This is a genomic window from Bacteroidota bacterium, assembly GCA_018692315.1.
Lineage (GTDB): Bacteria > Bacteroidota > Bacteroidia > Bacteroidales > JABHKC01 > JABHKC01.
This window is the reverse complement of the sequence record JABHKC010000081.1, coordinates 1-22,550: the sequence shown is the minus strand read 5'-3', so window position 1 is coordinate 22,550 and position 22,550 is coordinate 1. Positions and strand designations below refer to the sequence as shown.

Sequence of the window (22,550 nt, the reverse complement as noted above, 5' to 3'; positions counted from 1 at the left end):
ATGAAAAAAAAACCAAGAGTTTTAGTAGCAATGAGCGGTGGTATTGATAGTGCTATCACTGCTATGATGCTACATAAACAAAATTATGATATTGTTGGTATTACTTTAAAAACCTGGGATTATACAAGCTCGGGAGGTTCTAAAAAAGAAACCGGATGTTGCAGCCTCGATTCTATAAATGATGCTCGAAATCTTGCAGTTAGCCTTGGTTTTCCACATTATATTTTCGATGTTAGAAACGAATTTGGGAATTTAATTATCGAAAATTTTGTAGATGAATATCTTGCAGGAAGAACTCCAAATCCTTGTGTTTTATGTAATACATATATAAAATGGGATGCTCTACTAAAAAAGGCCGATAAATTGTCTTGCGATTATATTGCCACCGGGCATTATGCAAAAGTGAAAAATGAAAGCGGCAGATATTTTATTTCTAAAGGTAAAGATAATAACAAAGACCAATCATATGTTTTGTGGGGCTTAACGCAAGAAAACCTGAAAAGAACTATTTTGCCTCTTGGCGATTTCGAAAAAGAAGAAATTAGGCAAATAGCTATTGAAAATGGTTTTAAAGAGTTAGCCACAAAAAGTGAAAGCTTCGAAATATGTTTTGTTCCTGATAATGATTATCGTGGATTTTTGAAAAGAAAAGTAGAAGGACTTGAAAAAAGAGTAGGACAAGGCAACTTTGTTTTGACTGATGGGAAATTTCTTGGAAAGCACTATGGCTATCCGTTTTATACAATTGGGCAACGAAAAGGTTTAAATATTGCAGTAGGACATCCGCTCTATGTAGTGAAAATAATTTCGGAATCAAATACAATTGAATTAGGCACTAAAGACGAATTAAACTCAAAAGAAATGTGGGTTTCTAAATTGAATTTTATGAAGTTTGATGAATTTCCGAATGAGTTTGAAGTGAAAACAAAAATCAGGCATAGAAGCAAAGAAACATTGTCGAGAATAAGTAGAGTAGGAGACAGGCTAAAAGTAGAGTTTTATGAAGACGTATCAGCAATAACACCTGGGCAATCTGCTGTTTTTTATGATGGAAACGATGTCATCGGAGGAGGAATAATTTCTAATTGAAATCGTTCAAAATACCATGAATGTAAAATTAAAACAATCTCCTGTCATCAGTAAGTAAAATGGTTTTATACGAAGACAATCACATAATAGTAGTTAACAAAAAGGCAAAGGAAATTGTACAGGGCGATAAAACCGGCGATACTCCTTTGTCAGAAAATGTTAAAGCATTTTTGAAAAAGAAATATTCCAAACCAGGAAATGTTTTTGTTGGAGTAGTTCATAGAATTGACCGCCCGGTGAGCGGAATTGTATTGTTTGCAAAAACCAGCAAAGCACTTTCACGCTTGAATCGAATGTTTAAGGACCATGAAGTAAAGAAATACTATTGGGCAATTGTTAAAAACAAACCTGAAATTGAGTCTGGAACGCTAACTCATTATTTGAAAAGGGATACCAAAAAAAATAAATCATTTGCATACGATAAGAACATTCCAGAGTCGAAATTAGCAATTCTATATTATCAAACAATTGGGGTTTCTAAAAATTATTTCCTTCTTGAAATAGAATTGAAAACCGGAAGACACCATCAAATCAGGGCTCAACTTGCAAAAATAAATTGCCCAATTCGAGGCGACATTAAATATGGATTTCCTCGAACAAATCCAGATGGTAGTATAAATCTGCATGCTCGGAGAATTTCATTTATTCATCCTGTTTCAAAAGAAGAAGTAAATATTTGTGCTAAAACATCTAATGATAGTCTATGGAATTCGTTTGAAATTGAAAACTGAAATGGCTAAATTGTAAGTTGAAAATGCCCAGTATTTCTATTTTTTTATAATTTTTGTAACAATTACTTCATTTTTCGAAATTATTTTTACGAAGTACACTCCATTTTTCAAATTTGAAACATCAAGTGTTTTAGTCTTGAATGTTTTTACAATTTTTCCAGAAATATTTGAAATTTCAATTTTTTCAAAATTTTCGATAGTTTCTGAAATATTAAAATTACTTCTACAAGGATTTGGATAAGCTATACGATTTTGAAAATCAACATTGCTAATTGAAGTTGAGCTTTGGGCTGCAATAGGTTCCCCTGGTTCAATTGCAGGATCAAAATCTGTATAAGAACAGCCAAACCAGTCGTTATTGTTAATTGTGCTCCCCATGCCCATGTTCATTGTCCAGTCTGCAGAACTGGTTCCTGACCAGGTACTCCAATAGTTTGGATTTTCGTAAAAACCGCTATGAGATTGGTAAGCAAGGTCGTTGATGAAACCACCTACAATATTTGCCGAAAGATTATTGTCGGCAGAAACAATGCTATTTATAGCCTCTTCACCTGTACTCGTCCCATCAAACCTGAATCCCCAGGCATAACTTTCGTTGTTTGTGCTATCGTTGAAATCTATCACAAAAATTGCTTGATTTGAACCGGAGCCTACCCAAAATTCAACATCGGAAGCAGCAAATTGCGAAATCGTACAAAACGATGACAGCATCAAAATTAATGCGAATAAACTTTTTAAAAAATAATTGATTTTCATAATCTTACTATTATTGGTTAAATAAAAAATTAACAACCAATATTCGTAAGCCACGGGAGTTTTGGAAGGATACAATTGGAGATATCCTCAGCTTTTTACCCGAAAGCTTTTGAATAATACTTAGGCTTTTTTAAGAAATATCTTATGTTATCAGATCTTCATCGTAAAGATAATTCCAAAGCCTAATGGCAGGTCTTCTGACTTACTCGGTTTTTGAAAGCCTTCCCATCAAGGATTTTTTTTGACAGTGGCTATATGTTCCAAAAACTTTTATGAGATTACAGCAGCGGGTACTGTTCAGGATTTTCACCTGATTCCCTTTTCATTACAGTTCAACGTTTCGAACTTTTATACCATTGGCTGCAAAAATAGACAAATTTTGTATTAAATTAAATTTTTGGATTCAAAAATTACAATAAAACTCAATCAATATAATTTGGTATTTTTACACTTTTTTAGAAAAATGATAAAGATTATAGAATCGCCTCGTGATGCAATGCAAGGAATAAAAGAATTTATTCCTACAGAAATGAAAGCAAAATATATTAATTCATTATTGGAGGTTGGTTTCGATATTATTGATTTTGGGAGTTTTGTTTCGCCTAAGGCAATTCCGCAACTTGCTGATACCAATCTGGTAACTCAGCTCCTTAAAAAATCGAATTCAAAAACCAAGTTGATGGCTATTGTTGGAAATGGACGGGGAGCAATACAGGCTTGTAAGTATGACATCATTGATTTTCTTGGCTTTCCTTCTTCCATATCCCCAACTTTTTTGCAGAAGAATATAAATTCAAATATCGAAAAATCTAATAGAACTGTTGCAGAGCTTCAGGAAATTTGTCTTTCCAAAAACAAAACTTTGATTGTTTATATTACAATGGCGTTCGGAAATCCGTACGGAGACATATGGAATATCGATTTGGTAATTCAGCAAATTGAAAAACTCAGGCAATTAGGAATTAAAATTATTTCATTGTCGGACATTACTAATATCGCAAATCCTGAAATAATTGCTGAAGTTTATTCAACAATATATGCCCAGTTTCCTGAAATTTATTTTGGTTTTCATCTGCATACCACAAACGAAAGCTGGTATGAAAAACTTGATGCTGCAATGAAAAACCAATGCAATATTATTGATACGGTTATGCACAATCTTGGTGGCTGCCCAATGACAGGTAAAGAGTTGGTAGCCAATTTGCAAACATCCTCATTGATTGAATATTTAAATAAAAACCATATTGAAAATAAATTAAATATGGAGGCATTCCAAAAAGCTTATCATCTTGGACTGAAAATATTCAAATAGTCCTAATTTAGTGTATCTAAGAAAACAGTTCAAAACTAGAAATATCTCTTTTTGCGATATTTCTATTTTTTTCATTTGTCTAATACAAAAGCATTTACTGCATGAAAGAAAATAGAAATCTCTTTAAAATAAATTATTTTATAAAAATTGCCTGTTTTCTTAGATACACTATTTATCTTTTTTCAATATTGAAACATAGCTACAAAAAAGATCATATATAAGATACAAATTCGTATTTTTGCATTTTTAAATGTATTATATTATGGAAAAGAAAATTAAAATAACTGGGATTATCATTTTGCTTTTAATGACTATAACACAATTACAAAGTCAAGATTTGAGCCAATTTGACAAAGCCAAAAAATCATTAAACGAAAAAGGTGAAGTGTTTTTTAAATTTGAAATTAATACTCGCTCTGAACTTGAGACAGTTAGTAAAATAATTTCGATTGACAGAAACTATCGTGGGACACAAAAAACTCTTTTTGCTTATGCCAATTCAAAAGAATTTACAGAATTCCTAAACCTTGGTTATAAATATGAAGTTTTGACTAATCCGGGAGATCTGCTGAAAAACCCTAAAATGCTAACCGAAAATGATTTTAAAGGTGCAAAATCCTGGGATTCATATCCTACATATCAAGCATATGTTGCAATGATGTATAGTTTTGAGACCAATTATCCTGGTTTATGCAAAATTTATGATATTGGCGAAACTGTTCAAGGTAGGAAAATATTATATGCAAAAATTTCTGATAGTGTAAATGTCGAAGAAAGCGAGCCTCGATTCAATTATACTTCAAGCATGCATGGTGATGAAACTGTTGGATATGTGCTTATGCTTAGGCTAATAGACTACCTACTTTCAAATTATGGGATAGATTCAACTGCTACATCATTGGTTAATAATATTGAAATTTGGATAAATCCAAATGCAAACCCAGATGGGACATATGCTGCCGGGAATAATACAGTTTCAGGAGCAACAAGATATAATGCAAACAATGTAGATTTGAACAGAAACTTTCCGGATTTTGACGATGGAGAGCATCCCGATGGAAATCAATGGCAAACAGAAAACATTGTAATGATGGATTTTGCAGATTCACTTGAATTTGTAATGAGTGCAAATATACATGGAGGAGTAGAAGTCGTCAATTATCCTTGGGATACACAATCGGCTTTACATGCCGATGATAATTGGTGGGAAAGAGTTGCAAGAATGTATGCAGATACAGCTCAAACCTATAGTCAGGCAAATTATTTTACAGCACTTAACAATGGAATTACTAATGGATACCAGTGGTATCCGGTGGCTGGTGGGAGGCAAGATTTTATGCAATACTATCACTATTGCCGCGAAATGACACTCGAACTTTCAAACACTAAAAATCCGAGCGGAATAACATTGCCAACATTTTGGGATGCAAATTATAGGTCCTTGTTGACCTATATTGAAGAAGTCTTATACGGTGTAAATGGGATTGTTACTGATAGCGTCACGGGAGAACCACTTAAGGCTCAGGTTTTTGTTGAAAATCATGATATTGACAATTCTTTTGTATACTCGAAGTTGCCTTTAGGCGACTACCATCGTCCAATCTACGAAGGCACATATGATATTACATACTCCAGTCCTGGCTATTTTCCAAAAACATTTTCATTAAATATTGTAAATGGATCGGCTTTAACGCTTGATGTACAACTTGTAGCAGCTCCTCCGATAGTCGATTTTTTTGCTGAACAACTAAACTCATGTACTGGAGAAATTCAATTTGTAGATATGACAAATACTTCTACAAATTCTACTTATAGTTGGGATTTTGGAGATGGAAATTCATCAACTGAACAAAATCCTTTTCACAATTATTACGCAAGTGGCATTTACAATGTATCATTGACTGTAACAAATTCAGTTGGGAGCAACACATTCACCATCAATAATATGATAAATATTGATTTATTGCCCGAACCATCTGTAGTGTCAGCAAGCCGTTGCGACATTGGAACTCTTACTCTCAGTGCATCTGGCTCTGGTTTATTGAACTGGTACGATGAGCAATTTGGTGGCAATATTTTATCTTCAGGAAATACTTTCACCACACCAATTTTGCTAGAAACTACAACTTATTATGTTGAAGATATGGTTTCTCCTCCTACATTATCTGCTGCTAAAGCTGATAATACTGGTGGTGGTGGCTATTTCAACAACTATGGTCAACACTATTTGGTGTTTGACTGCTACGAGGCTGTTACTTTAGATTCTGTAAAGGTGTATGCTTCAGGGACATACGATAGAGTTATTCAGTTAATAGATAATACCGGAAGTGTTCTACAATCAATAACTGTAAATATTCCCGATGGCGAAAGTATGATATATTTAGGATTTGAGATTCCAATTGCCAATGATCTTCAGTTAGCTGGACCACCATTTCCAAATTTATATAGAAACAATGCCGGGCTTTCATATCCATATGAACTTCAAGGCATTGTAAGTATCAAACATAGCAGTGCTTCTTCTGATCCAACTGGATATTACTATTATTTTTACGATTGGAAATTGTCTCAGCCAACTTGCTTAAGCGATAGAGCCACAATTACCGCAACGGTGGAATTTCAACCAATTGCTGATTTCGACTATACTAGCAATTTACTTACAGTAGAATTTATAGACCAATCTGCTAACGGAACAACTTTCTATTGGGATTTTGGAGATGGAACTTTTTCAAGCGAAGTAAATCCTATTCACACTTATGCAAGTTCTGGTGCATTTCAGGTTCAACAAATTGTTTCAAATACTTGTGGAAACGATACTTCTTTTGCTTTTATAGATTTGATTTCAACAATTGATTTTAGTGCAAACGGGAAAAACAATGTAAAAATATTTCCAAATCCTGCATTTGAGTCATTTGTCGTTTCATTCGATAATCCAACAAAATCTGATATTGAAATAATTATTACAAATATCATAGGGGAAATAATTGACCACAGATATTTTAAAAATTCTGATAAAACTTTTTCTGAAGAGATTAATATTAAAAATCAAGCTAAAGGAATATATTTATTGAAAGTAAATTTTGGAGTTTTGAATGTTACAAGGAAGATTTTACACTATTAGGATAATAATTTGATATTGGTTATTATAAAAATATTCACAAGCAGTTTTCTATTTTCAAAATTCATTAACATGAAAAAAAATGTTGTATTTGTATCAATAGCTTTAGTTTTTTTTGCTTCATGTGGGAATTATACTGCCTGGCAGTACAACATTTCTGAGTACAATATAGAATTTAAAAAGCTAAGATACTCACTTGACGACCAGGGCAAAACACAAACTGTAATAGGATATTTGAAGTCAGATACAACAATTTTTGGCTATCCATGTCAAGAAAATTGGATACATTTTACAAACGAATGGCAATTGGAACTTTTTTGTTTGAGCGAGAATTTTTCGATTTCGGACAATAATTTTAGAAAAGGTAGCTGGATACGAATAAAACACAATAAAGGATTAATTTGCGTTTTCCCTGAAGATACAATTGTTCAGGGGCATTATTGCAGAGGTGGAGGAGGAGTCAAAGGTGTTCAAACTTCTTTTTATGCAAATGGAAAACTGAAAAGTTTTTTCTCAAATGAAAATACAAAGATTGATGGTGTACTTTGCAAAAAGGGACTACTTTCAAGTATAATACTTTACCAAAACGGATTACTGAAAGAATGTAATTTAGCTGAAACACAAACTGTTAATGGGAAAGAATATAAGAAAAGAAGTCGCCTAAGTTTCGATTTGGAGGGAAATGCTATTCTGAAAAAATGATAAATTTATATTTTCAATCCCTGGGAGATTATAAGCAACTACAACAGTGCCTATACAAGTTGAGATGCACAATTTCTGCAGGCATTGCAGTTTCTTTTTCTGTACCTAAATAAGCATTGCTGGCACCAAAATCTACAACTTTGTCTTTAAGACTTCTGATGCCGCCTCCTGAACCAATACCACCATAAGTGAGCAATATGCCGGTTTCTTTTGTGTAGTTTTTGAAGGATAAACATAGAATAGTAAAGGAAATGTTGCACCGGCAGCAGTGATACTCACTGATTTTTTTGTGTTGTTTGTTTCATTTGTGTCGGAATTTGTACTGTTGCATCCAACTAAAAGTGCTACAGCAAATAATATGCAAATAATTTTCTCATTGGTTTTGAATTTTGATTAAGTCTAATTTTCTATTTTTTTAAAATTTTATTTCGCAGCTTAGATAAAGAATGCTTTCACTTTCTCCACCATCTGCTGGCATAAATACCTGATAGTTAGGGGTAACTTTTAGTCCTTTTATTGGGGAAAATTCAATTCCTGCAATAATTGTTTCTCCATCTTTACCAATGTTCCACGGATCTGTTGCATCACCAATTTTTACGGAGGATAGTTGATCGAATCGTCCGAATAATCTAAATTTTTGAAAATTGTACGAACCATAAAACGACATTCCGCTCATATCCTGATCTGCAGTCCTACTATAATTAAACTGCTGGTTATATTCAGCCCCAACTTTTAGCTTGGCTTTGCTATATCCAACATAAAAGGACATTGTACTTTGAGCATCATCAGCCCGCATGAAATCATAGTATCCACGTACATCTAAACCTTTAAGCGGTGAAAGTGTAATACCTGCACTATATTTAAAAATGCTGTCTTTTTCCAAAGATTTGTATCCCTCACCATTTTCTATGGCTACATCAATTGTCGTCATTTCATTTAATTTGTAGGAAGCAGATAATCCTAAATCAGTACTGGCACCAAATTTATTTTTATCCTGAAAAGATTTAAATAAATATCGACCACCCCACTGTTTTTCTTGCAATTTAAACTGGTTTCGGCCGATAAGACCAAATTTTGTTGTTAACCTTTTGCCTTTATATTGAACATAGGCGGTCTTCAAATATGCGGTCATTTGAAATTTACTATCTCCCGGATCGCCAACATCAATAGTTACTTTTCCTGAGAAATTCTTGCTTAATTTATAGGCATATCCCAAATACGCTCTTTGAACCTCAAAGGCGCTATGACCATCTCCATCATAAAAACTATGATGATAATTGGTAAAAACTTTAATGAATGGTTTCCCTGAAGGTTTAAATTCATCAGCTTTCTCTTGAGAGAAAATACTACTAAAAAGTAGAACAATAGATAGTGTTGTAAATAATTTCTTCATAATATTTTTTTATAAATTTTAACTCTACAAATAAATCCTTTGTAGATTACAAAACTGTTAAGCAGATGTTAAGATATTGTTACAATTTGATATAATAAAAAAATAACAGAATATTAAATATTCAGTTATTGTATAAAAGATTTTTAGAAAGATTCAAAATAGTGCATAAAAAAAAGGATACCGTTTTGGTATCCTTTTTTTTGGATAAATATTTAATCTATAATTTATTTTATTAGCGAAACACTTTTTGTTACAACTTTATCTTCTGACAGTACTTTTACAAAATAATTCCCATAAGGTAATTCAGAAATGTCAATTGATTGATTGTCGTAAATTATTTCAGTTTTGAAAACTTCGCTACCGATCATATTGTATATGTGTACTGATGAGTTTTCAGCATTACTAATATTAATTTTTCCAGTGGTTGGATTAGGGTAAATAGAAATTGAATTAGCACCTTCATCATTGATACCGGCTATTGGTTCGAGTATTTCAACAGTTAATATCACCATGCAGGGAGGGAAATCGCTGTCGGTAATTGTAACAATGTATTCGCCGGCAGGTAATCCAATAACTGTGGAGGAGGTTGAGCTATCAGGTGTATTCCAAAGATAAGAAATTGGAGGAACTCCATCGTAACCTATTGCAGTGGCTTGTCCATTGCTTCCACCATGCTGATTTACATCAATGGTTATCACTTCTGTGTTCATTTCGCAATTTGTAACTGTTAATTTATCAGCCATATAAACCTCTTTGTCGGCATTGTCTTGAACAAAAACAATCAATTTACAATTTTCAATAATTATCTCCTCAGGTATTGTGTATAAGAAACTTAGGTCTGTAACATCTCCGGTCTCAGGATTACTTAAATCTGTCCCTTGATCGTCTGGAAACATACGTCGCATTGCATTTGGGAAATAAGTTTCGCCATTGCTCCCGGGAGCAGTGGCGTATTCAATATCCTCAACAAGAACCACATGTGCTACTAAATCGCCCGTAGGAAAATCACTAAGAGATTCAATTATAACACTAATAGTTAAATATTCTCCTGAATAATTACCAACTCCACTGACCTTAAATTGACCTGGACGGGCATACTCTGTATCCAAATCACTCTGAGTGATTCCTGATGGTCCCCCTTCTTTTACATTACCTGCAATAACAGTATTTGGTACTCCTGATACACCATAATAATCAACTCTTGCATCGCCTTGACCTTCATTTACGTTAAAATCGTACATTGGATCAGAACCTGGCCATGATGGATGATATTGTATATGTGCAATCATTGATTGATTTTCACCTGTATTTGCTAATGCCTCAAGATCAGGGTTTTGAGAAGCACAAGGGCCACAGCCAGTATTCGTATGATGTTCAATAAGAACTAAACGCTGGCTGGTTTCTGTTGTAGATTTTTCAGTTTTCTTTTTATCATTCTCATTTTCTGAGGTTTGAACAGCAAAAACACTTATTGAAAAAATAAGTGCAAGTGTAAAACTAAATATAAAAGTAATTTTTGTCTTCATAATTTCAATTTTAATTAAATAATCTTCAAAGATAAGCAATTTTATAAAAACTGACTAATTTTTTATTAAAAAAGTTGCCTCTTAGTATTTTTTGAAATAAAAAATATGTCATAAATTGCTTCTTTTTCAGTATTATTAAGGCTTGAATCTTTTTTCATTTCTTGCAAAATATCTTGAATAGAAATATTGGGCAAAGCATTTTTTGACTTTATAGTTTTGAAAAGAAAATATGTTAAAAAACTATGATTTTTTTGTTCGAGAGCAATTCCATATTTGTCAAGTGGCGCTGAAGATAGGTAGCTAATATTTTCGTTTGGAAATTCGCTTTTTCTGTCAATTAAAAACTTTTCTGCATTGTCCGATAATTGCATACTATGTGTTGCTCTGTTTCCTGAATAGCAAGCATCTACTATTACACTTATTGATTTTAGATTTTTTGCCTCGCTTAGTTTGTAAATTTCATTCGATATTTTGCTTTCTCCAGTTTCTTTATTGAAATTTGGATTTAAATATTGCAAAATTTGCAAATCGTCTTTCCATTGCATATTTGGGTATCCATGACCAGAAAAATAAATTATCAAGGACATTTCATTTTTATTAGATTTTTGAGAAATCCACCCATTTTTTGAAAATAAGGATAAAAATTCGGCTGCCGAAATTGTTTCGTTCAGTCGCATAAATATATTTTTTTCAGGAACTCCAAAAACTGTTTTTGCATATTGGTAAAAAACCTGCGCATCGTTTTTCGCAAAATTCGATTGATATTCTTTGTAGTGTTGGTCCGAGCCAATTATTACAACCAGCAAATCACTTTTTATTTGTGCATTTTTGTAACCGGTATCAATATCAGCAATTTCTATTGTTGGCTTTTTTACTGTATTTATCACTTCGCTATAAGTATATTTTAGATATTTTCTGTTCCATAGCTCTCCATGCTTTAGCCCAAAATCAATTTCTTTGTGCATTCTGTGACTGTAGTATAAATTCATAATAAAAGGAATATCGTTTATTCCGAATCTTGAATTTGTAAAAAATGAAAATTTTATGATTTTGGTTTCGTTTGGCTCAAAGTTTCCTAACTGCATTCTTTGTCCTCGTTCTTTGAAGGATATATCGTAACTTCTTGTTTTTAAATTTATTTTAGCATAAAAATTGTTTTCTTTCCCGCCGTAGTTTTTTAGAAAAATCGCCGCCTCAATTACTTCACCTGCATCAATCATCGAATTTGCGTTACCATATCGCAGTGTTTTGCCACTTTCATCAATAGTATCATCAATAATTATTTTTTCAACACGAACATCGGGTTGCGAAAATGCTTCGGAAGAAATACTAAATTCTAATGGATTCGCAACGAAACCGTCTTTTTCAATCACATCTATCCTAAAAGTTTTGCTTCCACCTTGAAATTGTTTGTTTGCAAATATATCTATTGAAACTTTTTTTGTAGAACCTGGTTTCAAATTAAAAACCTGAGTTATAGGCTTGTATTCGATATTCTGATCTGAATTTAAAGGAGTAAGAAGAACAGATAATTCTTTAAAATTAATTTTTGAATTGTTAAATAAATCAAAGAATATATCGCCATTGTTAACACTTTTTAGAACAGTATCTCCATCGTAATCTTTATATTCAATATTTCTAATCAATATATCTTGTTCATTATGTTTTCTTAAAGAATTTTTACTATTATAGGAATATCCTTGAAAATATGAAGTTCCTGAAACTCGTATATTTTCTACCTCAACAACCATATTGTGATAAATAATGAAACCCAGATCGAAACCAAAAAAATTCTCGAACGGAAGTTCTGAAACAAGGTTTTGATTTATATAGAAACTGATTTGGTTTTTACTTTTTTTAATCGCCATCTGGTTAAACTTGTTCTTTGTGTTAATATGCTCAGACTGAGTCGATTTCACCATATTTTGCCATTTACCGTTTTGCCATTTGCCAATTTCGAATCCTCCTGATTCGCTGATAGTAAAACTAAAACTATTTTCACTGTTGAACCTGCCCCATGTAAGTCCGTAACCATCATTTTCAAATCCTTTTATTCTTCGCATAGTGGCTTCGATAATGAAATCGTTTTCATGGTTCATTTCTATTTCTTTGGTAGCAGCCAAAGAGCCATTTCTTAATTTATTGTGAAGGAAGAATGTATTATTTGTAACTTTTGTTTTATGTTGGTTCGAATTTTTTTCAAGCCATTCATTTCTATTATCCGTAAAATCGTCGTGAAAAATTGTCGCAATTTGTTGCGAATAAGTAATTTTATATCCAATAAAAACAATCAATAAAAAAAGTAATCTGAAAAAGGACATTTCTAATTAAAAATTTTAAAATTTATAAAAATACGCAAGTACTCAAGATTTCATATCAAATTATCAAATACAATTCAAAAATAGTAAAAATTGCTTTTACAGAAACTAAAATTTTAATAATTCAACTCATTTTATATTTTTGTGAAAAAAAAATATTAAATTTAATGTATTTAGTTATGAGAAATCTGAAATTAATTTTGGTTAGTATTTTAATTCTATCGGCAAGTAACAGTTTTGCTAACGAAAAAATACCAGCTTATTATAAAATTGGAGTTGTAAAAGAAAGCATTCCTGAGGCTGCAAATATTGTTAAGAATGCACTATCTCAAAAAGGATTTGAGACAATTGGAGAATATCATCCAGGGAATAATAAGAATTTATATGTTATTGCTTTTTCAAGCAAACAACTTCAATCTATAGTTCTGAAGAAAAAGGATAGAGGGCTAATGGCTTCGGTAATAAAAGTTGGCTTTTATTTAGAAAAGGGTAATCTTGAAATTAGTTTGTTGAATCCAATGTACATTTTTCATGCCTACTTAATGGAAGAAATAAAACCTATCGAAAACGAATTGAAAATTATTGATAAAGATATTAAAGATGCACTAAAACGAATTAATCCAAATTTTGTTGAATTTGGAGGTGACTCCGAAATCGAAGACCTTTGGGAATACCAGTATATGTTTGGCATGCCATATTTTACTGATCCTATAGAGTTGCGAGAATTCAATTCTTTTGAAGAAGGCCTAAAAACTATTCGAGCTAATCTTGACAAAAAGCCTGAAAACACTGCCAAAGTTTATGAAATTGTAATTCCTGAAAAAAAAGTTGCAGTTTTTGGTATTGCAATGCTCGATACTGAAATTGGAGAGTCGAAATATTTGCCAACAATTGGAGAAAAGCATACAGCTGCAATGCCTTACGAGCTTATTCTTCAAGACAATGAAGCAAGCATGCTTAACGGAAGATACCGAATTGCTTTGCACTGGCCTTTGCTTTCTATGAGTACATTTATGCAAATCGTAAATACTCCGGGAAATATTGAAGATACTTTCGAAAAAATTGTAGAATAGCTTTGATTTCTTAGCCATAATCGAAATTCTATAGTTGTAAATTGTATGAGTTTAACAAAAAATATGTTGCAAAACACAAAATATTGCCATATTTTTGCAGTGAATTTTAAACATTGATTTATGAAAAGTATTATATTGCTGAGTTTTCTTTTAAGTATATTTTTTGTAAAACATTCTGTAGCTCAAGTTGATATTGCTTATCCTAATACAAATTTTCCTGACCCTGAATTTGTGTCTGCACCATACAATATGGTTACATGGCAAGAGCGCGATGGTTCAAATCTATGGGTAGCAGAAATAAATCCGAATACAGGAATGTTTAGCAATTATCAAATTATTGATACAAATATTGTCCCTATGTCTTTGGTTATGAATGGTCCCGAGTGGACTTATAATTCAAATGAAATACAGATTATTTACAATGCCTGGCACGATACATTTCCAGTTTCGAAAATTGCAAGAGCATGGCAAGATTCATTGGGCAATTGGCAAACCGAGAAACTTCAAAATATTAATTATCAATATAAAGCTCGGGCAGGTTCTCCCGGAAGCATGGATTCTCATGGAACTTACCCCTTAAAAGCTGTTTATGTTGCAATTCTGAATAATGGAAGCTATGTACCAATGTGGCGAGAATTAGACAATCCTTCTTCAGAAACAATCCTTCCTAACGATCTTATTTTTTCTTCCATTGATGTAGGAATTGCCAGATGGGTAGAAAATCGAGAATTATTAATTTCAGTGAAACCCGATTTAAACAATATTTCACAAACTTATCTTTATGATATACGAGATCCGAATAATTCTGAACAACTTACTTTCTCTGCCTCAACCAAAGGCGATTCTTATATGTGGAAATCGGTAAATCCTACTTATAATGGACGATATATGTTTTTCACCACTGTTGAGCATGACGGTGTTGCATGGTGCGGACTAAATGTGTATTTAAGAAATCAAAATGGGAACTGGAATTTATTGAACCAAATTTATCCTCCATATCCGAGTAATTATCCTTATCTTATCTCTCCCGAAGTTTTTAAAATTAATGGAAATTCATATATCACATTTGTTAGATCTTCTCACCCGGGCCCCGATGACAACAGTAATTCAACAATATGGGTTGCACCGGTCAATCCTAATTTAGGTGCATCTTTTAGAGTAAGTCATAACCACCCTATGAATCGTAAAGAACCAGAACCATATGTTGGCAATAACTCTGCTTGGATTTATTATCTTGAAGGCGTTCAAAATGCAAGTATTTTGCATAAACGTTCAACAGGATTATAAAATTAAGTTTTCGAGAGCACTAACTCAATTTATAATTCATAAACAAAATAATCCATGAGATTTTTTATTCTAATCTTCCTTTTTTCTATAATTAATTTTCATCTTAAATCTCAGGAAATTGTAAATGATACTCTCAATCCTGATACTGCAAAAATTATTTTGCTAATTCCTTTTGCAGAACATATGTATTATAGTGATGCCATGCACGAATTTGCAAAAAAATCGGAAATGACTTACGAACAAATGCTTAATTACACACAGTTGCAGTTAGATTTTAGTTTGCAGAAAGTTTTTTATGAAGGAAGTACGGTTAGCCTGCTGAATAATTATACTTATGCTGCAAGTGAAGATTTAGACGAAATTTTAAGCATGATTGGATATTTTTTAATGGATCGTCCGCAAGAAAAGGATACAACAGAAAAAAAATCCTTTTTTAAAAAATTCGACAAAAGAAAAAAAACAAACTCCAACAATGAAATTCAAGACGGCCTTTTTCAAGGCGAAATTGTTGAAGTTCGTAAAGATAAGTCGAATAAGTTTGTAAATATAAAGTTCGAAGACGAGAATTTTTTAAAAAGCCTTTCGAGAAAATATGATGTCGATTTAATGCTTTTTATCACCCAATTTGAAATAAAAGGAGATTTTTCCGACCCAATGAATGTTGCTTCAGATTCCTATAATTATTGGATAAATTTACATTACTCAATTTTCGATTTCAGTGGAAAATTCTTGTACGGAAATGTGGCGAAAGTTCCTTTCCCTTCAAGCAATAAATATATCGAAACTGTTTATAAGATTTACTTTCCGAAACTTGTTGAAAACATTAGTCAAGCTCCACCTTTTGTTAAGTGAAAAGTGAAAAGTTGAGATGAGTCAAATTTTCAATTTCAAAAAAATATTAAAATATTTTCTTTAAATATTAAAATAAATTATCTTTGCAGCCGCAAAATTTTAAGGCGAGGTAGCTCAGGTGGTTAGAGCGCATGATTCATAATCATGAGGTCGCGGGTTCAAGTCCCGCCCTCGCTACTTGTTAAACCGAACAATGAATACTATCTTACAATCTTAAGCTGGATAAACCAGAAAAAATTCTCGCAAAGATGCAAAGACGCAAAGTTTTTGGAAATCTATGAAACGAAACAATTCTTGTTTTGAGTCCGAAACTTGTTTTTAAGATTGCAAAGAGTTTTCTTTCATAATACTTTGTGCCATTGAGCCTTTGCGAGATTATGTTTTGAATATACTGTGTGAAATTTCTTGCCAAATAATACAAGAATAATATAAAGGGACTTCTAAAAATAGCAAATTTCAAGGCGTGAGAAATTTCAAAACCGCAGTTTACTATTGTAAATGAGGATTTTAAAATATCGAAACAACGAAGAAATTTGCATTTTTAGAAGTCGCCATAAGTAAAATACTAAACAATCCGATATTAGCATAGCGAAATTCGGAAAGGAAACAAGAGAAGTCGGAGAAGCCCATAGCTCCGTTTGTCGCAAAGGACAACAAAACCTTTGGTTAGGAAAGAGGCTTTACTTTAGGGTTTGTAATCCCGATGTATCGGGATCGAACATTATAAATACTCTATTTATTATAAACTCCTAATAATTTGGGTATTTTGGAGGTGAACGGAATTTCCGGTTTGTTTTCCGAAAGTCAGCTAATATTTGATAGTAATTAATTCTATTTGACGGCTTTTCAATAATGATTGCTCACCAAAAGCCTTTTTTGCATTTTGTCCAATCCCGATTTTTTATCGTGATTCATTTTTTTTCATCTTTATATATTTTAAAAATTAATAAAGATGAAATTACGTGATTATTACTGAATTAGCTGGCTTAGGTTTAGTTCAACACGAAAATAAACGCAATTCCAAAAGTGTTTATTTCAAGCGTTTATGCACAAGAAAAAAGTTAATTATGCATGAATCAATCATATAAAGAATATAATACTAACTTTGTATTTTATTTAAATTTTAAATTTTTAATTATGAGTAAAGGAACAGTGAAATTTTTCAACAAATTTAAAGGATTTGGATTTATTACACCTGATGACGGTAGTAAAGATGTATTTGTACATCAAAATGGATTAACCGATGAGATAAATGAGGGAGACAAAGTAAGCTATGATGTTGAGGAAAGTCCAAAAGGCTTGAACGCAATAAATGTCAAAGTAGAATAATATAATATTACTTTTTGACATCTTGTAACTTATAAGCCTATCAAATTTGATAGGCTTTTTTTTATTTCAAAAAATTGAGAATTAGTAAGGTGATTTCCTAAAATAGAATATTAAAATGGAGTTCTAAAAATAGTAAAGTTCAAGGCCAAAGGAATCTGCGGAGTTTACCGGATATACTAATGTTGGCATTAATTTTGAATTGAATTATGTCATGAAATTAATAATTAATGCAATCTTTTATTTGAAAGTACATTATATGAAAAATTCAATCGCCTTAGTCAGAAACTTTCTATCACCATTATTTCTCCTCATCACATTTCTTTTAGCAACATCATGTTCAATTATAACATCTTGTACTAAAGATTCTAATCAAGACTTTATTGTTCCAGACAATGGTTATGATTGGCCTCTTCAAGAAAGATTATATTGGCCTACAGATGAATGGGAATTAGCTTCTTTAGAAGATCATAATATTGATCCATTAAAAATGGACTTAGCTGATCAGTTTGCTGAAAATGACTCTCTTGCCAGAGCTCTACTGGTAATTAAAGATGGCTACATAGTTTTTGAAGATTATTATGGAAATGGAGGAAAAGACCAAAGCACAGATCTTTGGTCTGTTACTAAAAGCTTTAGCTCAGCACTAATAGGCATACTCATGGATCAACAAACAATTAATTCTACAGATCAACTAATGTCTGAATTGATGCCATCATATCCTGAATTCAACGAAATAAGCTTACACCATGTGCTTACTCAAACAACTGGATTGTCATGGGCAGAATCGGGGCAACTTTGGGTTGATTGGATATTTTCTGATGACTGGGTTGCATCTGCCTTAGTACGAGGGCAAAACAATAAACCGGGAAAGATATTCTATTATAGCTCAGGCAATTCACATTTCCTAACATCCTTGGTATATTATAGCACAAATAAAACTCCTGGTAAAATTGCCAAAGAACGACTGTTCGATCCAATGGGGATAGAATTTGACACACTCTCACACTCTATAGTTTATAATAGCTGGGATGACTATTTAACTCCTCTTTCTCAAACATGGCGACGAGATACGAAAGGAATCGAAACTGCAAGTTTTGGACTGTATATGACAGCCAGAGATATGGCAAAATTTGGTTTTTTATATTTAAATAGAGGAAAGTGGGACAATCAGACTTTGCTGTCGGAAGATTGGGTGAGAACATCAACAAAAGATCATATAACAAATATCTATGGAAGATATAGCTACGGTTATCAATGGTATATTACAATGGTAGGAGGACATCCGGCTTTTCTAGCAAGTGGATATGGAGGGCAGATTATTGGGGTAGTTCCATCTTTAGATTTGGTAGTAGTATTGAAATATGAGGCTGAAAATCCGGTGCACCCTGAAGCTGGAACTGAACATGATGACATGCATTTATTTGAATTGGTAGTTGAATCGGTAAACAAATGAGGTGTGGATATTATTAAAGCCACTTGAAGGAAATGTAGTTTTCTTTGAGACATTAATAGTGATAATGCAAAATGAATATAATAGTAACCGAAATAGCTGCAAATATGATCATTGTTGCCCGCATTAAGTCTATTTGTAATTTAAAAATCCTTAAAATTCTCGAAAATTCTATATTTTATAGTGTAAAGATTATTCTCTTGCTTCATCTACCAGATTCTTTTATTCATTAAATTCCAACTGGCCTATTTGGACTGTTTTTTTACTACTGTCATTCTCTAATTGGATTGCAATTCTTTCAGTTTTTTGTTTATCTGTTCCGTAATGTGTGATCAATTCTGCATAAACAGTTACCGGTCCAGTGATACTTTGACGTGATTCGCTATAATAATTTACATAAATAGTATAAAAACCTCGCTTAGCTTTTTTTATTGAAAACTCTTCTGGTCCGTAGCCTTGTGTAAAGTCTTTTGATAGTTTTCCTCCTATCTTAGTAAATCTGTTTTTATAATAACATTTTTCTCCGTTTGGATCTACTACCCACAAATCAATATCATTGTTGTTGCTACTCCAGTCTATTGAAATACGTATATCCAATGGCATTGATTTTATATAATCTTTATTCACTTCTGATAAATCCAGATCTTTTCCATGCAAAGCAATAAGCCAATTGAACTCATTAAATACTACCTCTTTTATTTCCTCAAATCGTCCCCATTTTCTATTTAAGATATGTAAATGCATATCTAATGCTTTTTGGTATTGTTTGTTTTTAGTGTAGGCTAAAGCTAAATCTCTGTATGACTGTGGCTCTTCAGGACGTAAATCTTTTATTTCAGTAAATATTTTAATTGACATTTCATACTCTTTTTCGTCCAACAAACGTCTTGCAACTACTTTAAGAAGTTCTGGATTTTCCAAATCTAATTCTATAGTATTCGAGAGGATTCTAACTGCCTGTTTATGTTTTCCTTTTACGAAAAACAAGTCTGCAACTTGAATGTAGAATGATGGACGATTTTTGTTTTCATCTTTAAGTTTGTAATAAATTGCTAATAATTCATCATCATTTGCTTTTCTAAGTTCTTCCATATATGGTGCATGTGGCATCCAGGATAGAACTTTTATAGTTGACTTAGATTTATTTAAAGTTTCATACTTAGGAGATAATAATCTTATCCCATCAACAAAGGTGGCAGTACCTTCAGTACGAGAACCTCTTATACTTCCAATTTGACCATCTTCAGAGTAAACACCACCTACGGTTGTTGCAACTGAAGAAGCATCTCGCCCAGGCATTCTGGCGATTTCTTCGGATGTTATAGTTTCATCTCTATCATTATATCTAACCATGAGAACCTCTTGTATTTGCATTGCTGACACCTGTAAACTAATAACTGAAGGAAATCCCTCAGAAATATCTATCGACTCAGTCTTATAACCAACATAACTCACTTTCATGATTAAAGAATCTACTTCAGGAACAGATAATATAGTAAATTTTCCATCAAAGTCTGTTATACAACCGGAAATATTGATTCCATTATCTGCAAAGGTAACATTTGCAAATGGTATTGGTTCTTTAGTTTCGTCATCAATAACTATACATTCAATTGTTCTGCTTGCACCAAATTCATTAATAGTGTCGTACAAGGTAATATGATTAACAATTTCCTGCCGCTGATTATTAGTTGTGTTATTCTCTACTTTCTGTACTTTGGATTTGGTTTTTATGTCATCCATATACTTAGTGCCACTAAGAAAAGATATATTTCCATGTAATATGTTGATAACTAATACCTAATTGTTAATAAGTTTGTTTAATAATGCTCGAATCTATACTATTATTTTGTATCTTTATCTTTTGAAATTGCTGATAAACAGTGTTTAATGTTAGAATTAAGAAGATAGATTGGGATATAATAAAATTAGATTCAGATATGCGAAATAGATTCGAGCAACAATTACGATTGGGACAATTGCCAATTGAAGATACCTACATTCCGGTAAAGAGCAAAAATGCTTTAGATGAATTATTATCTGCTCTGAAAGAAATATATTGCAACAAGCAATATAATGAAAAGATATTCAGCATATTAGAAAAACACATTAATTCAGGCAAGAAAAAAACAGGAAGAAAGGGGATGGATTTATGGAGTATTTTTGTTTTAGCTCAGGTTCGACTTTGTTTAAATACCAGTTATGATACACTTCATAATTTATCTAACAACCATCGAAGTATGAGGCAGTTGATGGGTATAGAAAGAGATTTTGGATTTGAAATAATTGAATATGAATATCAGAATATTTATGACAATGTTTCACAGCTTAGTAATGAGCTAATAACAGAAATAAATACAGTCATATTAGAATTTGGTCATAAAGAAGTATTTAAAAAAAAAGAAGACACAGCATTGCACTTAAAAACAGATAGTTTTGTAGTAGAAAGCAATGTTCATTTTCCGACTGATTATAATTTACTTTGGGACAGTGTGCGTAAATGTTTGGATACTGTTTATAAATTTTTAGAAAAACAAGAAGGTCATAAAGGTTGGCGCAAGATGAAAAACTGGCGAGCAGAGATCAAGGGCTTGATGCGAGAACTGGGCAAAGCGAGTAGTAGCGGCGGCAAAAAGAAAGAAGAAAGAGTAGTCAGAGCAGCAGAAAATTATTTAAAAAAGGCAAAAGCATTTTTAAAAAAGCTTCAAAGCGAAATGCCAAATATGGCACAAAATAACGAGCAAGATATTTTGCTTATTATAACTCTTGAATATTTTATAGTGTTAGCCGAAAAACACATAGACTTAATTGACAGGCGAATACTACAGAAAGAAAAAATACCACATGAAGAAAAACTATTTTCAATATTTGAGACCTATACCGAATGGGTAAAAAAAGGCAAGAGCCGACCAAATGTTGAATTAGGAAAGAAACTGGTGATAACTACCGATCAGTATAATTTGATAGTAGATCATAAGTTGCTATCCAGCACAGAGCAAGATAGGGATATTGTTATTGAATTGGCTGATAGACTTTTAAACAAGCACAAAATTTCTTCATGGAGTTTTGACAAAGGTTTTTGGAGAAAAGAAAACAAAGAATTATTACAATTAGAAATCCCCAATGTAATAATGCCAAAACTGGGAAAACGAACCAAGGCAGAAGAAACAGAAGAAAGCAGTTGTACATTTAAGCGATTAAAAAATAAACATAGTGCAATAGAATCTAACATCAACGAATTGGAACACAGAGGATTAGACCGTTGTCCTGATAGAGGTATTCACCATTATATCAGATATATAAGCTTAGGAGTATGTGCATACAATCTTAAAAAAATCGGACGACAAATTTTAAAGGCAAAACGCCGGCAGTTGGACAAACAGCGAATTCGGTTTTCGGCTGTTGCATAACAGTCTGATATTCTTGCTTTTAAAAAGTGAAATGGGAGAGGAATGTCAAATTTTAGCTAATTTCGTAAAAATGCCATTAAAATTTCAAAAATTTAGCAAGGATTTTCATTTCTGATCAGATTTAGATTTTTTTTAGATTTTTTTGTAATTTCGAGTCAAACTAAATTTGTAACATTTGAGAAAAGTGGTGTTTTCTTAGTGGCACTA

General features: G+C 32.3%; 17 protein-coding genes, 1 tRNA gene and 1 riboswitch. Of the genes, 12 read left to right on the top strand and 6 right to left on the bottom strand.

Annotation, left to right across the window (positions count from 1 at the left end; translation table 11 throughout):
* Together mnmA and HN894_06625 are read left to right on the top strand one after the other, a co-directional pair.
* Positions 1-1,089, top strand: a complete 1,089-nt coding sequence (gene mnmA / locus HN894_06630) for a tRNA 2-thiouridine(34) synthase MnmA (protein ID MBT7142996.1) — start codon at positions 1-3, stop codon at positions 1,087-1,089.
* A gap of 59 nt (positions 1,090-1,148) precedes the next feature.
* A complete protein-coding gene (locus HN894_06625; GenBank protein MBT7142995.1) occupies positions 1,149-1,820 on the top strand; it encodes an RNA pseudouridine synthase in 672 nt (223 codons plus the stop codon).
* Positions 1,821-1,856: 36 nt separating this feature from the next.
* On the opposite strand, the gene HN894_06620 is transcribed toward HN894_06625, so the two are convergent.
* Positions 1,857-2,576 (bottom strand): T9SS type A sorting domain-containing protein, encoded by a 720-nt coding sequence (locus HN894_06620; protein ID MBT7142994.1) that lies wholly within the window; start codon positions 2,574-2,576, stop codon positions 1,857-1,859.
* 169 nt (positions 2,577-2,745) lie between these two features.
* Positions 2,746-2,949, bottom strand: a riboswitch (cobalamin riboswitch).
* A 90-nt stretch (positions 2,950-3,039) separates the two neighbouring features.
* On the opposite strand from HN894_06620, the gene HN894_06615 reads away from it, so the two are divergent.
* From HN894_06615 to HN894_06605, 3 genes are all read left to right on the top strand, one after another.
* Entirely contained in the window at positions 3,040-3,888 is an 849-nt protein-coding gene (locus tag HN894_06615; protein MBT7142993.1) for a hydroxymethylglutaryl-CoA lyase, read from the top strand.
* Positions 3,889-4,150: 262 nt separating this feature from the next.
* Positions 4,151-7,006, top strand: a complete 2,856-nt coding sequence (locus HN894_06610; GenBank protein MBT7142992.1) for a PKD domain-containing protein — start codon at positions 4,151-4,153, stop codon at positions 7,004-7,006.
* A gap of 69 nt (positions 7,007-7,075) precedes the next feature.
* A complete protein-coding gene (locus tag HN894_06605) occupies positions 7,076-7,705 on the top strand; it encodes a hypothetical protein (protein ID MBT7142991.1) in 630 nt (209 codons plus the stop codon).
* A 28-nt stretch (positions 7,706-7,733) separates the two neighbouring features.
* On the opposite strand, the gene HN894_06600 is transcribed toward HN894_06605, so the two are convergent.
* From HN894_06600 to HN894_06585, 4 genes are all read right to left on the bottom strand, one after another.
* A complete protein-coding gene (locus HN894_06600; GenBank protein MBT7142990.1) occupies positions 7,734-7,901 on the bottom strand; it encodes a hypothetical protein in 168 nt (55 codons plus the stop codon).
* Between the two features lie 219 nt (positions 7,902-8,120).
* A complete protein-coding gene (locus HN894_06595) occupies positions 8,121-9,098 on the bottom strand; it encodes a hypothetical protein (GenBank protein MBT7142989.1) in 978 nt (325 codons plus the stop codon).
* 224 nt (positions 9,099-9,322) lie between these two features.
* A complete protein-coding gene (locus HN894_06590) occupies positions 9,323-10,624 on the bottom strand; it encodes a T9SS type A sorting domain-containing protein (GenBank protein ID MBT7142988.1) in 1,302 nt (433 codons plus the stop codon).
* A gap of 65 nt (positions 10,625-10,689) precedes the next feature.
* Positions 10,690-12,945 (bottom strand): hypothetical protein, encoded by a 2,256-nt coding sequence (locus tag HN894_06585; protein MBT7142987.1) that lies wholly within the window; start codon positions 12,943-12,945, stop codon positions 10,690-10,692.
* 176 nt (positions 12,946-13,121) lie between these two features.
* Between HN894_06585 and HN894_06580 the strand changes: the two genes are divergently transcribed.
* From HN894_06580 to HN894_06555, 6 genes are all read left to right on the top strand, one after another.
* Positions 13,122-14,015 (top strand): hypothetical protein, encoded by an 894-nt coding sequence (locus HN894_06580; protein ID MBT7142986.1) that lies wholly within the window; start codon positions 13,122-13,124, stop codon positions 14,013-14,015.
* 120 nt (positions 14,016-14,135) lie between these two features.
* On the top strand, positions 14,136-15,302 hold the full coding sequence (locus tag HN894_06575) for a hypothetical protein (protein ID MBT7142985.1): 1,167 nt from the start codon (positions 14,136-14,138) through the stop codon (positions 15,300-15,302).
* A gap of 54 nt (positions 15,303-15,356) precedes the next feature.
* Positions 15,357-16,154, top strand: a complete 798-nt coding sequence (locus HN894_06570; protein MBT7142984.1) for a hypothetical protein — start codon at positions 15,357-15,359, stop codon at positions 16,152-16,154.
* A 103-nt stretch (positions 16,155-16,257) separates the two neighbouring features.
* A tRNA-Met gene (locus HN894_06565) sits at positions 16,258-16,331 on the top strand.
* A 960-nt stretch (positions 16,332-17,291) separates the two neighbouring features.
* On the top strand, positions 17,292-17,483 hold the full coding sequence (locus HN894_06560) for a cold shock domain-containing protein (protein MBT7142983.1): 192 nt from the start codon (positions 17,292-17,294) through the stop codon (positions 17,481-17,483).
* A 256-nt stretch (positions 17,484-17,739) separates the two neighbouring features.
* Positions 17,740-18,936 carry a serine hydrolase gene (locus HN894_06555; protein ID MBT7142982.1) on the top strand — a complete coding sequence of 399 codons (1,197 nt, stop codon included), beginning with the start codon at positions 17,740-17,742 and terminating at the stop codon, positions 18,934-18,936.
* Positions 18,937-19,155: 219 nt separating this feature from the next.
* On the opposite strand, the gene HN894_06550 is transcribed toward HN894_06555, so the two are convergent.
* Complete coding sequence (locus HN894_06550) at positions 19,156-20,676, bottom strand: DUF2135 domain-containing protein (protein MBT7142981.1); 1,521 nt, start codon at positions 20,674-20,676, stop codon at positions 19,156-19,158.
* A gap of 197 nt (positions 20,677-20,873) precedes the next feature.
* On the opposite strand from HN894_06550, the gene HN894_06545 reads away from it, so the two are divergent.
* The gene (locus HN894_06545) at positions 20,874-22,343 is read left to right on the top strand and encodes an ISNCY family transposase (GenBank protein ID MBT7142980.1); all 1,470 of its coding nucleotides are present in this window, start codon (positions 20,874-20,876) and stop codon (positions 22,341-22,343) included.
* Positions 22,344-22,550: the final 207 nt, after the last annotated feature.

Excerpts from the sequence above, each read along its gene's own strand:
- HN894_06615 (MBT7142993.1), top strand. The coding sequence starts at position 3,040 with ATGATAAAGATTATAGAATCGCCTCGTGATGCAATGCAAGGAATAAAA.
- HN894_06560 (MBT7142983.1), top strand. The coding sequence starts at position 17,292 with ATGAGTAAAGGAACAGTGAAATTTTTCAACAAATTTAAAGGATTTGGA.
- HN894_06550 (MBT7142981.1), bottom strand. The coding sequence starts at position 20,676 with ATGGATGACATAAAAACCAAATCCAAAGTACAGAAAGTAGAGAATAAC.
- HN894_06590 (MBT7142988.1), bottom strand. The coding sequence starts at position 10,624 with ATGAAGACAAAAATTACTTTTATATTTAGTTTTACACTTGCACTTATT.
- HN894_06610 (MBT7142992.1), top strand. The coding sequence starts at position 4,151 with ATGGAAAAGAAAATTAAAATAACTGGGATTATCATTTTGCTTTTAATG.
- HN894_06545 (MBT7142980.1), top strand. The coding sequence starts at position 20,874 with ATGCGAAATAGATTCGAGCAACAATTACGATTGGGACAATTGCCAATT.
- HN894_06575 (MBT7142985.1), top strand. The coding sequence starts at position 14,136 with ATGAAAAGTATTATATTGCTGAGTTTTCTTTTAAGTATATTTTTTGTA.
- HN894_06580 (MBT7142986.1), top strand. The coding sequence starts at position 13,122 with ATGAGAAATCTGAAATTAATTTTGGTTAGTATTTTAATTCTATCGGCA.
- HN894_06595 (MBT7142989.1), bottom strand. The coding sequence starts at position 9,098 with ATGAAGAAATTATTTACAACACTATCTATTGTTCTACTTTTTAGTAGT.
- HN894_06625 (MBT7142995.1), top strand. The coding sequence starts at position 1,149 with ATGGTTTTATACGAAGACAATCACATAATAGTAGTTAACAAAAAGGCA.
- HN894_06585 (MBT7142987.1), bottom strand. The coding sequence starts at position 12,945 with ATGTCCTTTTTCAGATTACTTTTTTTATTGATTGTTTTTATTGGATAT.
- HN894_06620 (MBT7142994.1), bottom strand. The coding sequence starts at position 2,576 with ATGAAAATCAATTATTTTTTAAAAAGTTTATTCGCATTAATTTTGATG.
- HN894_06605 (MBT7142991.1), top strand. The coding sequence starts at position 7,076 with ATGAAAAAAAATGTTGTATTTGTATCAATAGCTTTAGTTTTTTTTGCT.
- HN894_06570 (MBT7142984.1), top strand. The coding sequence starts at position 15,357 with ATGAGATTTTTTATTCTAATCTTCCTTTTTTCTATAATTAATTTTCAT.
- HN894_06555 (MBT7142982.1), top strand. The coding sequence starts at position 17,740 with ATGAAAAATTCAATCGCCTTAGTCAGAAACTTTCTATCACCATTATTT.
- mnmA (MBT7142996.1), top strand. The coding sequence starts at position 1 with ATGAAAAAAAAACCAAGAGTTTTAGTAGCAATGAGCGGTGGTATTGAT.